The 12,335-nt window shown below is 39.9% G+C and carries 9 protein-coding genes, 2 pseudogenes and 1 riboswitch; of the genes and pseudogenes, 8 read left to right on the top strand and 3 right to left on the bottom strand.

Annotation, left to right across the window (positions count from 1 at the left end; all coding sequences use genetic code 11):
* Positions 1-22 precede the first annotated feature (22 nt).
* Positions 23-115: riboswitch (glycine riboswitch) on the top strand.
* A gap of 212 nt (positions 116-327) precedes the next feature.
* The 3 genes from gcvT to gcvPB are packed head-to-tail and all read left to right on the top strand — an operon-like array spanning position 328 to position 4,266.
* On the top strand, positions 328-1,428 hold the full coding sequence (gene gcvT / locus BG04_RS07190) for a glycine cleavage system aminomethyltransferase GcvT (RefSeq protein ID WP_034648938.1): 1,101 nt from the start codon (positions 328-330) through the stop codon (positions 1,426-1,428).
* Positions 1,429-1,448: 20 nt separating this feature from the next.
* Positions 1,449-2,795 (top strand): aminomethyl-transferring glycine dehydrogenase subunit GcvPA, encoded by a 1,347-nt coding sequence (gene gcvPA, locus BG04_RS07185; protein ID WP_034648941.1) that lies wholly within the window; start codon positions 1,449-1,451, stop codon positions 2,793-2,795.
* Positions 2,788-4,266 carry an aminomethyl-transferring glycine dehydrogenase subunit GcvPB gene (gene gcvPB / locus BG04_RS07180; RefSeq protein ID WP_013059165.1) on the top strand — a complete coding sequence of 493 codons (1,479 nt, stop codon included), beginning with the start codon at positions 2,788-2,790 and terminating at the stop codon, positions 4,264-4,266. The genes gcvPA and gcvPB overlap by 8 nt, the downstream gene beginning before the upstream one ends.
* A gap of 44 nt (positions 4,267-4,310) precedes the next feature.
* On the opposite strand, the gene BG04_RS07175 is transcribed toward gcvPB, so the two are convergent.
* Complete coding sequence (locus BG04_RS07175) at positions 4,311-4,694, bottom strand: rhodanese-like domain-containing protein (protein ID WP_013085006.1); 384 nt, start codon at positions 4,692-4,694, stop codon at positions 4,311-4,313.
* A 230-nt stretch (positions 4,695-4,924) separates the two neighbouring features.
* Here BG04_RS07175 and BG04_RS07170 point away from each other — a divergent pair, with 230 nt between their 5' ends.
* From BG04_RS07170 to BG04_RS07150, 5 genes and pseudogenes are all read left to right on the top strand, one after another.
* Positions 4,925-5,758 (top strand): lipoate--protein ligase family protein, encoded by an 834-nt coding sequence (locus tag BG04_RS07170; protein ID WP_013085005.1) that lies wholly within the window; start codon positions 4,925-4,927, stop codon positions 5,756-5,758.
* A 312-nt stretch (positions 5,759-6,070) separates the two neighbouring features.
* Positions 6,071-6,859 (top strand): annotated as a pseudogene (locus BG04_RS07165) (ribonucleotide reductase N-terminal alpha domain-containing protein); the annotation flags it as partial.
* A gap of 381 nt (positions 6,860-7,240) precedes the next feature.
* Positions 7,241-9,010, top strand: a pseudogene (locus tag BG04_RS07160) (vitamin B12-dependent ribonucleotide reductase); the annotation flags it as partial.
* Between the two features lie 284 nt (positions 9,011-9,294).
* A complete protein-coding gene (gene mntR / locus BG04_RS07155; RefSeq protein WP_034648943.1) occupies positions 9,295-9,726 on the top strand; it encodes a transcriptional regulator MntR in 432 nt (143 codons plus the stop codon).
* Between the two features lie 102 nt (positions 9,727-9,828).
* The gene (locus tag BG04_RS07150) at positions 9,829-10,710 is read left to right on the top strand and encodes a patatin-like phospholipase family protein (protein ID WP_016765549.1); all 882 of its coding nucleotides are present in this window, start codon (positions 9,829-9,831) and stop codon (positions 10,708-10,710) included.
* Between the two features lie 30 nt (positions 10,711-10,740).
* On the opposite strand, the gene BG04_RS07145 is transcribed toward BG04_RS07150, so the two are convergent.
* A complete protein-coding gene (locus tag BG04_RS07145) occupies positions 10,741-11,139 on the bottom strand; it encodes an SA1362 family protein (RefSeq protein ID WP_013059160.1) in 399 nt (132 codons plus the stop codon).
* Positions 11,140-11,187: 48 nt separating this feature from the next.
* Positions 11,188-12,144, bottom strand: coding sequence for a DUF1385 domain-containing protein (locus tag BG04_RS07140; protein WP_034648944.1), 957 nt, complete (start codon positions 12,142-12,144; stop codon positions 11,188-11,190).
* Positions 12,145-12,335 lie beyond the last annotated feature (191 nt).

Here is a 12,335-nt window from a genome sequence, read left to right as displayed (position 1 = left end):
TTTACCAATTTTATAGAAGCGAATGACGACACGGGGAGAGACTACTTGAATGTAGCGCCGAAGGAGCAAGCAATAAAATTGTGAATCTCTCAGGCAAAAAGACTCTTGTTTGACGCAGCTCTGGAGAGTGTCTATACGTTTATAGACCACCCACGAGGCAAACCTATTCGTTTATAGGTAAACTTTCAGGTGAAAAGGACAGAGACTTCCTACTAAATACAGTAGGGGGTTTTCTGTCCTTTTTTGTTTGGATACATAGTGATCCCCACACTATTTGAAAACTCCCCGTTATGAAAAGTTTCACGTGAAAAAGAGGAGGACATAAAAATGACAACAGAATTACACAAAACGCCGCTTTATGATACCTATCAAAAATATGGTGCCAAAACAATTGATTTTGGAGGATGGGCTCTTCCCGTTCAATTTTCTTCTATTAAAGAAGAGCATGAAGCTGTACGTACAAAGGCAGGCCTTTTTGATGTCTCTCATATGGGAGAAATTCTTGTAACAGGAGCTGATAGCTTAGCTTTTCTTCAGCACACGATGACAAATGACGTTTCTGCCCTCGTAGATGGAAAAGCGCAGTATACGGCTATGTGTTATGAAGACGGAGGCACGGTAGATGATTTGCTGATTTATAAAAAAGCAGATCAAGAGTATTTGCTAGTCGTAAACGCTGCTAATATTCAAAAAGACTATGAGTGGCTGGTATCTCACAAACAAGGAGATGTAACGCTCGTTAATCAGTCTGATGAAACTGCGCAGCTAGCTTTGCAAGGTCCTGTAGCAGAAAAAGTTTTACAAACGTTAACGAACGAAAATTTAGCTTTGTTAAAGCCATTTACATTTGCTGATGATGTAGAAGTAGCGAATGTAAAAGCTCTCGTTTCACGTACTGGGTACACCGGAGAAGATGGCTTTGAAATTTATTGTTCTTCAGCTGACGCCTCTCACTTGTGGACGGCTATTTTAGAAGCTGGCAGTGATGAAGGTGTGTTGCCTTGCGGATTAGGCGCTCGCGATACGCTTCGTTTTGAAGCTACTTTGGCTTTATATGGTCAAGAGCTTTCAAAAGATATTACGCCCATTGAAGCTCGAATTGGATTTGCAGTAAAAACGAACAAAGACAGCTTTATTGGAAAAGAAGTGTTAAAAGAACAGCGTGAAAGCGGGGCACCTCGTAAGCTGGTAGGAATTGAAATGATTGATAAAGGTATACCAAGACACGGTTACGAAGTATTTGCAGATGAAGAACAAATTGGATTTGTGACAACAGGTACACAGTCACCGACATTAAGGAAAAACATCGGTCTAGCACTATTGTCAGCAGAGTATACAGAGCTTGGTCAAGAAGTGGAAGTGCAGGTTCGGAAAAAACGCTTAAAAGCAAAAGTGGTTTCAACACCTTTTTATAAACGTTCAAAGTAAGCTTTGGGGAGGAATTTAACATGTTACATCGCTATTTACCAATGACAGAACAAGATCAGCAGCAAATGTTAGCAGCAATTGGTGTTTCATCTGTTGATGATTTATTTTCAGATATTCCGCAGCGCGTTCGTTTTCAAGGAGAATACAATATTAAAAAAGCGGCTTCAGAGCCTCAGCTGTTAAAAGAATTAAATAGTATGGCTGCTAAAAATGCTCATTTAAAAGACTATGCTTCTTTTTTAGGAGCAGGAGTTTACGATCATTACATGCCGGTTATTGTTGATCATGTTATTTCTCGTTCGGAATTTTATACGGCCTATACTCCGTATCAACCGGAAATTTCTCAAGGAGAACTTCAGGCCATCTTTGAATTTCAAACAATGATTTGTGAGTTAACGGGGATGGACGTGGCTAATTCTTCTATGTATGACGGAGGAACTGCTTTAGCAGAAGCCGCTATGCTCAGTGCGGGTCAAACAAAAAAGAAAAAAGTACTTGTCTCTGCGGCTGTTCACCCTGAGTCCAAAGATGTGTTAAAAACGTATGCGAAGGGTCAATACATTGAAGTGGTAGAAATCCCTTCAGCAGACGGCGTAACAGATATGATTGCATTAGAAAAAGAGATGGGGAGTGACGTGGCAGCTGTTATTGTCCAGTATCCAAATTTCTACGGACAAATCGAGCCGTTAAAAGAAATTGAAGAAATTACCCATAAAGAAAAATGCATGTTTGTGGTTTCAAGCAATCCTTTATCATTAGGTTTACTTACGCCTCCTGGAGAATTCGGAGCTGATATTGTCATTGGAGATGCACAGCCATTTGGTATTCCAAGTCAATTTGGAGGCCCGCACTGCGGATACTTTGCAACTACGTCTAAGCTTATGCGAAAAATCCCAGGACGATTAGTAGGGCAAACGGTCGATGAAAACGGTAAGCGAGGGTTTGTTTTAACCCTTCAAGCGCGTGAACAGCATATACGCCGCGATAAAGCGACGTCTAACATTTGTTCAAATCAAGCGTTAAATGCTTTAGCAGCATCAGTTGCAATGACAGCTTTAGGCAAGCAAGGTGTAAAAGAAATGGCGCTGCAAAACTTATCAAAAACGCATTATGCATATGAAGCGTTAAAGGCAAAAGGGGTAAATGTAGCATTTGAAGGACCGTTTTTTAACGAATTAGTCGTGAAGCTTCCGGTTTCGGTAACAGAAGCAAACAATCATTTATTAGCATCAAAAATAATTGGCGGTTATGATCTTAGCCGTGATAACCAAGCGCTTGAAAATCACATGCTGCTTGCTTTTACAGAGCTCCGTACAAAAGAGGAAATTGACCAACTTGTAAATGAATTGGGGGATCTTCATGCTTAATCAAAATCAATCACTTATTTTTGAAAGCAGTAAAGAAGGGCGAATCGGCTATTCATTGCCAGAGTTAGATGTGCCGCAAGTAAATGCTGAAGAACTGCTTGGGAAAGCGTATGTGCGTACCAAAGCTCCTGAGCTTCCTGAAGTATCAGAACTCGATATTATGCGTCATTACACCGCGCTTTCAAAACGAAATCACGGGGTAGACTCAGGGTTTTATCCGCTTGGTTCATGTACGATGAAATATAATCCAAAAGTGAATGAACAAGCAGCACGCATTGCTGGGTTTGCGCATATTCATCCGCTTCAAGATGAGCAAACGGTTCAAGGTGCTCTCGAACTTTTATATGATTTACAAGAGCATTTAACAGAAATTACAGGAATGGATGAAGTAACACTTCAGCCAGCAGCAGGTGCTCACGGCGAGTGGACCGGGCTTATGATGATTCGTGCCTATCATGAAGCAAATGGTGAGACGCAGCGAACAAAAGTCATTGTTCCAGACTCAGCTCACGGAACGAACCCGGCTTCGGCAACAGTTGCGGGATTTGAAACGGTAACGGTAAAATCAAACGAACATGGTTTAGTGGACTTAGAGGATTTACGCCGCGTAGTAGGAGAAGATACAGCCGCTTTAATGTTAACAAACCCAAATACGCTGGGATTATTTGAAGAAGATATTTTAGAAATGGCTGAAATTGTTCACGCAGCAGGTGGAAAGCTTTATTATGATGGTGCAAATTTAAACGCAGTATTAAGTAAAGCCCGTCCTGGAGATATGGGGTTTGACGTTGTTCATTTAAATCTTCATAAAACGTTTACAGGCCCTCATGGAGGAGGCGGTCCTGGCTCTGGTCCGGTAGGGGTAAAAGCAGATTTAATTCCGTATTTGCCTAAACCAGTGCTTGTGAAAACAGAACAAGGCTATCACTTTGACTATAACCGTCCTCAGTCAATTGGACGTGTAAAGCCGTTTTACGGCAACTTCGGTATTAACGTTCGCGCTTATACGTATATTCGTTCAATGGGTCCAGACGGCTTAAAAGCGGTGACGGAAAACGCTGTGCTAAATGCCAACTATATGATGCGTCGTTTAGCAGAACACTATGAGCTTCCGTTTGACCGTCACTGTAAGCACGAATTTGTTTTATCTGGCAAACGTCAGAAAAAGCTTGGCGTGCGCACATTGGATATTGCGAAACGACTGCTTGATTTTGGCTATCATCCGCCGACTATCTACTTCCCGCTTATCGTAGAAGAGTGCATGATGATCGAACCAACGGAAACGGAGTCGAAAGAAACGCTAGATGCGTTTATCGATGCGATGATTCAAATTGCAAAAGAAGCAGAAGAAACGCCTGAAGTCGTACAGGAAGCTCCGCATACAACGGTTGTGAAGCGCCTTGATGAAACGCTGGCAGCGAGAAAGCCAGTTCTTCGCTATCAGAAAGAACAGGCTGTTCAAAACGTCTAACAAAAAACCTCGCCCAAAGGCGAGGTTTTTCTATATACATACCATTATTTTTTCTTTTTCACTTTACCGTTCCACATTTTGAAGCCGCCTTTTAAATCATAGATTTCTTGAACACCGTGGCGACGAAGCATTTGTGCTGCGCGTCCTGTGCGCATTCCGCTTTGACAATAGATGTAGACAGGCTGATCTGGACGAAATTCTTTAATGCGCATACGGAACTGTGAAAGAGGAATATTTCGTGCGCCTAAAATATGTCCGTTTTCGAATTCATTCGGTTCACGAATATCAACTAGCTGTGCCTTGCGGTAGCCGCTGCGGAATTCTTCTTCAGTTAACGTTTTCATAATGCGACGTTGGACAAAGAACATAACGACAGAGTATATGATGATTACTCCAAGTAAAATGAGTACTGCTGTAATTGCTGACATGCTGATTCTTCCTTTCTTCGACAAAATCCATACTCTTATTATATAAGTGAATGAAATTAGAAGTAAAGCGATTTTGCCTTGAATCTAGCGGATTTCTTCCCGAAAATGAAAAAACTACCACATTTGAATTCACAGTTTTATGTTGCTCTTTGCTTTTCCTTAGCTCAATCTTTTGGTAGACTAAAAAACGGATTTATTTTTTATATTACATATAGCTGAGGATGAGGTAGATGAAAGCAAAGTGGAGATTTATTGATTCCAACAACCGTTCGCCTTATTACAATATGGCGTTAGATGAAGCGTTATTAGAATGGCATAGTAAAGGAGAAATTCCACCTACGATTCGTTTTTATGGATGGAACCCTCCAACGCTGTCAATCGGTTATTTTCAAAAAGCTGAAAAAGAAATTAACTTTGATAAAGTAAAAGAATTAGGATTAGGCTTTGTAAGACGTCCAACGGGCGGCAGGGGCGTGCTTCACGATGAAGAGCTTACTTACAGCGTAATTGTATCTGAAGAGTATCCTAACATGCCCAAGACAGTTACAGAAGCATATCGCGTAATCTCTGAAGGTTTACTGGAAGGATTTCGTTCGTTAGGGCTCGAGGCTTATTTTGCTATTCCTCGTTCAGAAGAAGAAAAAAATAGCTTAAAAAACCCTCGTTCGTCCGTGTGCTTTGATGCTCCTTCTTGGTATGAACTAGTTGTAGAGGGCCGCAAGATTGCTGGAAGTGCCCAAACTAGACAAAAAGGAGTTATTCTACAGCACGGCTCTATTCTGTTAGAGATTGACGAAGATAAATTATTCAGCGTGTTTAATTATCCAAATGATCGCGTGAAAGAAAGAATGCAGCGCGCATTTCGTTCTAAAGCGGTAGCCATTAATGCAATTGCGGGCCGCAAAATCTCTATTGAAGAAGCAAAAGAAGCGTTTTATAAAGGGTTTGCTTCTGCTCTTGATATCGATTTAGAACCGTATACACTGTCTGAAGAAGAGGAAGCATATGTAGAAGAACTAGCGCGTACAAAGTACGGATCGGATGAATGGAACTTTAAGCGCTAAACGGATGCCCATGGGAAATAGATAAAAGTGCAACTTCTTATAAGTTGCACTTTTTATTGGAATTTTTAGAAACAATGCTTGGCTAATAGAATACATAGGGAAGAAAAGTCAAACACTTTTTTTACAAAAAAAAAAATATTTCACTTGACACCCTTCTATATGTAGATGTTTAGAGAAGTGCCAAATACTATATATTGAATTCGTCCAAGCCGTGTGGTAAGTTATTGATAGTTGATTGAAAAACTCTATTTCCTTTAAAAGGAAATAGAGTTAATAAATTTATAGATGTTCGATAGGTAAGGAGTTGTGAGAATGACTGTTTTGTTAAATCAAAAAGTGAATATGAATGTTGAAAAGCTCAATTCAGATATTGAACGCTTTCCGCAAGTACATCCGATTACACCGGATATGAAGTTGACTCATAAAGGTGTTTCAAGATTGGTAATGTTAGACCGCTATGCGTTTAAAGATACGGGAAAATTAACGTTATCAGAAGGAGATTTTGTTGTTCTAACTGTAAAGGAAGATCCAAAATTTCCAGCACGAGGACTTGGCTATGTGGAAAGCATTAATTTTGAGCAAAAAACCGCTGTTGTCAAGGTAGAAGATGAGTTTAGAGGAGCTTTATCGCCTGAAGAAGCAGAAAACGGATTAATCACTCGTTCTTTAGATGTCATTGAAAAACCTCTAGAAGTCTTCTACGAGCAAATTGCAAAACGTAATGCAACAGGTTTAGCTTCTGTGGAAAAAACAGAAGAAAAGCGCAAAGAGTGGTTTGAAAAGTTCTATCAAGAGCTTGTTCAGCTAAACTTTGTACCAGCTGGCCGCGTTCTTTACGGTGCAGGTGCTGATACGGACGTAACGTACTTCAACTGTTATGTAATGCCTTATGTAAAAGATTCACGTGAAGGTATTTCAGAACACCGCAAACAAGTAATGGAAATCATGAGCCGTGGAGGCGGTGTTGGAACGAATGGTTCAACTCTTCGCCCCCGCAACACGCTGGCTCGCGGTGTAAACGGCAAATCATCTGGTTCGGTTTCATGGTTAGATGATATTGCTAAACTGACGCATCTTGTTGAGCAAGGTGGGTCACGTCGTTAACAAACCGGCGACGTAATCTCGTGAATTGCTGGAACACCCTTAGAGCTTTCTTCACCACAACGTGATCGGCAACGATGAGCGTGATGGTTAGAAAAGAGGAAAGATTGGGCAATCAGCAGCCAAGTGTCTTTGGAAACGAAGATAAAGGTTCAACGACTATTGAAACTTCCTAAAAGTTCTAATGTAATAAAACTTTAGTGAATAAAGTAGATGTTATGATGGAAGCAAAGGAAGGAGTAAACCATAGCAAACGGCAACGTCGCTATGGGGCACGAGACAAAGGAATTTTCTTCTTTGATGATATAGTCTGATCTTACATGAAAGTGTAAGAGTACGGCAGAAATGACCGTACCCTTCTTAACGAAGAGTAACAAATTGGGGGCCCAAATGATCATGCTTGCCGACTGGCATCCTGACATTGTAGAATTTATTATTTCTAAAATGCAAAACCCTCGCATTTTACGTTTCTTAATTGAAAACACAAATGACGAAATGATTAAAAAACATGCGCAAGATAAATTGAAGTTCACGCCGCTAACAGAGTCTGAAGAAGCGATGTACCAAGGAATCATTAACTATAAACAAATTCCTGGTCTTGGTGGGTTCAGTGAAAAAATCATCAAAGATGCAGAAGAAAAGCTGCAAACAGGCGGAACGTACAGCGTTCATAACTCAGAGTTTTTAACAGGAGCAAACATTTCTGTATGCTTAACAAAAGATTTTATGGATGCTGTTGAAAACGACGGAGAATACGAACTTCGCTTCCCAGACGTAGAAAGCTATTCAAAAGAAGAAATGGCTAACTACAATGAAAACTGGCACGAAGTAGGCGATGTGCGCGAATGGGCAAAACAAGGAAACAAAGTTCGTACGTATCGTACTATCCGTGCAAAAGAGCTATGGAACTTAATTAATATTTGTGCAACGTACTCAGCTGAACCAGGCATTTTCTTCTTTGACAATGCTAATGATATGACAAATGCTCAAGCATATGGTCAGCACGTTGTTGCAACAAATCCATGTGGTGAACAACCACTTGCACCATTCTCTGTCTGCAACTTAGCTGCTGTTAACCTAGCGCAAATGGCAGATAAAGAAACGAAAACTGTTAACTTTGAAAAGTTACGTCAAACGGTTGAAACAGGCGTTAGAATGCAAGATAACGTTATTGATGCAACTCCTTATTTCTTAGAAGAAAACCAAAAGCAAGCGCTTGGCGAACGCCGCGTTGGCCTTGGTGTAATGGGTCTTCACGATCTTCTTATTTATTGTGAAACAGAGTACGGCTCTGACAAAGGCAATGAGTTAGTAGATAAAGTGTTTGAAACAATTGCAACGACGGCTTACCGCGCGTCTGTAGAGCTTGGAAAAGAAAAAGGAAGCTTCCCGTTCTTAGTGGGCGAAACAGATGCTGAAACGGCTTCTTTACGTGAAGCATTCACAAATACAGGCTTCATGAAAAAAATGCCTGAAGATATTCGTGAAAACATTAAAGAGAACGGTATCCGAAACTCTCATTTATTAACAGTAGCGCCAACAGGCAGTACTGGAACAATGGTTGGAGTATCAACGGGTCTTGAACCTTATTTCTCATTCTCATACTTCCGAAGCGGCCGTTTAGGTAAATTTATTGAAGTAAAAGCTGATATCGTTCAAGAGTATTTAGATCAGCATCCAGAAGCAGATCCAAACAACCTTCCTGAATGGTTCATTTCAGCTATGGAACTTGCCCCACAAGCTCACGCGGATGTGCAATGTGTGATTCAGCGCTGGATTGACAGTTCAATTAGTAAAACAGTAAACGCTCCTCGCGGTTACACAGTAGAGCAAGTTCAAAAAGTGTACGAGCGTCTGTATAAAGGCGGAGCAAAAGGCGGTACGGTGTATGTAGACGGCAGCCGTGATGCACAAGTCTTAACGCTAAAAGCAGAAGAAAATACGTTTGATGAAGAAATTGAAGCGCCAAAAGAAGAAACGAAACCGCACGTTGTGTTAGTTGATACAATTAATGAAATTCGTTCAACTGATGTAACAATCGGTTCTGAAGTAGGTAATACGTGTCCGGTTTGCCGTCAAGGAACGGTAGAAGAAATGGGCGGATGCAACACATGTACAAACTGTGGTGCACAGCTGAAATGCGGCCTTTAATTTTGAACATGATTGACTAGTAAAAGCTGACTCAAACGAGTCAGCTTTTATTATGTATAAAAATGGGGCATAAATAAGAAGCGGGATCGAACGGTCCTTGTATTTGAATAAGCATTGTAGTATGATTTTAATTGAATGTCTTTTATCCAGTTTTATCTTATGACATCGCTTTATTTACACGTTTTTTTCACATAGATTATCAAACATGAACACGATATCACTATAAGAAACAGACATTTATGACTTATTATTAGCAATACATAATATTAATTGGGGGAGATTTCATGCCTACACCGAGTATGGAAGATTATATTGAACAAATATATATGCTAATTGAAGATAAAGGATACGCTCGAGTGTCTGATATTGCTGATGCATTGGCGGTTCACCCCTCATCTGTAACGAAGATGGTTCAAAAGCTAGACAAAGATGAGTACTTAATTTATGAAAAATATCGAGGCCTTGTTTTAACAGCTAAGGGGCAGAAGATTGGAAAACGTCTTGTTTATCGCCACGAGCTTTTAGAGCAGCTGCTGCGCATCATTGGCGTAGATGAGAAAAATATTTATGATGACGTAGAAGGAATTGAACATCATTTAAGCTGGAATTCCATTGATCGAATTGGAGATTTGGTTCAATACTTTGAAGAAAATCATAACCGTATTCAAGATCTTCGCAATGTACAAAAACAAAATGAAGAAGAGCAGAAATTATAAGAAAAAAGCAGCGGCCAATAGCGTCACTGCTTTTTTTCTTTTTATCATAACTTGTTGCTGAGTCGACTACAAATGTAGAGTGGGTAGTTTGGAGGAGAGGCTGTGTACGTCGACGGAGTGTTTTCAGGTGGCGGTATTAAAGGGCTTGCACTGATTGGCGCGTTACAAGCTCTAGAAGAAAAAGGCTTGATCTTTCGGCGGTTAGCCGGAACGAGTGCGGGTTCCATTATTTGTGCATTTGTAGCAGCCGGTTATACAAGTGAAGAAATTGTTGAAATGATGAATGAAATTGAGTTATCGTCTTTTTTAGATCAAAGAATGTCTTTTTTACCATCAAGCTTGACAAAGTGGCTGTTTTTATATTGGAAAATGGGATTGTATAAAGGAGAAAGGCTTGAAAAGTGGATTGCTGAGAAATTGCGGAGCAGAGGAATTCGTACATTTGCTGATTTGCCTGATCAGTCGCTACGTATTATTGCGTCAGATTTGACCAACAGTACGATGCTTGTTCTTCCGGATGATTTGCCTAAATATCAAATCGACCCGAATCGCTTTTCTGTAGCAAGAGCCGTTCGAATGAGCTGCAGCATTCCATATTTTTTTGAGCCGGTTAAATTAAAATCTACCCCAAGCAGTTTAATAGTCGACGGGGGCGTGTTAAGCAACTTTCCAATTTTTCTGTTTGATGATGATAAAAGTCTTAAGAAGCGACCGGTAATTGGTGTGAAGCTGAGCCCGAAGGACGAAGAAAGGGAACGGAATAAAATTAAAAATGCCGTTGGTTTATTCAGCGCGCTTTTTGAGACGATGAAAGATGCGCACGATGCAAGACATATTTCAAAACGTCACGAAAAAAATATTATCTTTTTACCTGTTAATCAAGTTTTTGCGACAGAATTTACCCTCACAGAAGAACGGAAGGAAGAGCTGATTGCGTTTGGAAAAAAGCGTACAAGGGCATTTTTGAAAAAATGGTGCTATTAAAAAAACAAGGAGGCTTTTCTCCTTGTTTTTTTAAAAGAATGCTCTATTTTTCTTTTTTCCTTTTTTACCTTCGATGACGGTCAAGTGTGAGTTGTTTTTCTTTTTCTTTAGCGGTTTCGTTGATTTGGATACCGGGCGCTTATTTGAGCTTCGGTACGTATGCATATCAACTTTGTTGCTTCCTCGCTCTTTTTCTTTTTGACGCAGTTTTGATTGTTTTACTGCGCGCACATAGCCTCTATCTTGACCTTTTGTCTGAGAAGGGCGGAGAATAAACCGATAAACTAAGTAAAACAAAATGATAAATAGAAAAATATAACCTGCTTGACGTAATAAAACAGCTGGATCTGTAATCAACGTAAATGCAAAGCCAATGACTCCTAACCCGATTAGACCATATACAAGTGGTTTCACGAATGGACGTCTCATTTTGTTCACCTCCTAAAATAGTAAAAAAAGAAAGCAAAACGGTGTGGATTAGACAACTTGTTCGTCAGTGGTAGAAGAACGTTCATTTTCAACGCGTAAAAGTTCTTTAAATGAAGCAATCGCAACTTCAACTTGATCATCTTTTGGTTCTTTGGTTGTTAAAAGCTGAAGCCATAAACCGGGATAACCTAAAAAGCGAAGAAGAGGGACATGACGAACTTTATTGGTTAACTGTAACACTTCAAATGATAAACCAAGGACAACTGGGATTAATGCAAGGCGATCCACAATTCGTAACCAAAGAGGATCCGTTGGAACGAGTAGGTAGACAAACATTCCTACAACTACGGTAAAGAGGATAAAGCTACTTCCGCAGCGATAATGAAGTCGAGATTGTGCTTGCACGGCTTCTACCGTAAGTTCAGCATTGTTTTCATATGCATTAATGACCTTGTGTTCTGCTCCATGATATTGAAACACCCGTTTAATAAGTGGCGTTTGTGAAATCACATAAATATAGCCAAGGAGCAATAATAGTTTAAATACTCCTTCAATAAAAACCTGAGCTACACTTGAAGTGAAAACAGGACGTGTCAATTGTGCTAAAAACACAGGAATCAATGTAAATAGTACTTTCCCGAAAAGAAAGGATATTACACCAATAGTTGCAACGCCAAATATTAAAGATAGTTTTGATTCTTTTTTCTCTTTTTGTTGTTCTTCTGCTACTTGAGCATCATCTTCTGGATTCACGTCATAGCGTTCAGAGGAAAAGTTCAAGTGCTGCGTACCGTTTGCACTGGCTTCAACAATAGCAGCAATTCCTCGTAAAAAAGGAATTTTTTTAAAAGCAGTGAGTACGGAATTTGATTTTCTTTTTGAATGAAAATAATCAATAGATTGATCTTTGCGGCGAATAGCCGTCACCATCATACGTTTGCCGCCGAACATGACGCCTTCTATAACGGCTTGACCACCATACGCAGGTTTTTGTAATTTAGACATTTCAGGCACCAACCTAACTTAACTAGACTAGACTTCTTAGTATTTTATATTCTACAGCAAAATCAAATAAACCTCTAGGCGGATGCATGTTATCTAGTTTAGCCAATATTTTTCATCTCCACACCCTTGTTATGAATTTTTTTCCTTTCACTTATAAAATTTGTTTATGAAACTCTGTGCGAAGTAGTTTT

Origin of the sequence: Priestia megaterium NBRC 15308 = ATCC 14581 (assembly GCF_000832985.1) — a bacterium.
Lineage (GTDB): Bacteria > Bacillota > Bacilli > Bacillales > Bacillaceae_H > Priestia > Priestia megaterium.
Note: the sequence above shows the minus strand (reverse complement) of the source record. Positions and strands in the feature narration are given on the sequence as shown.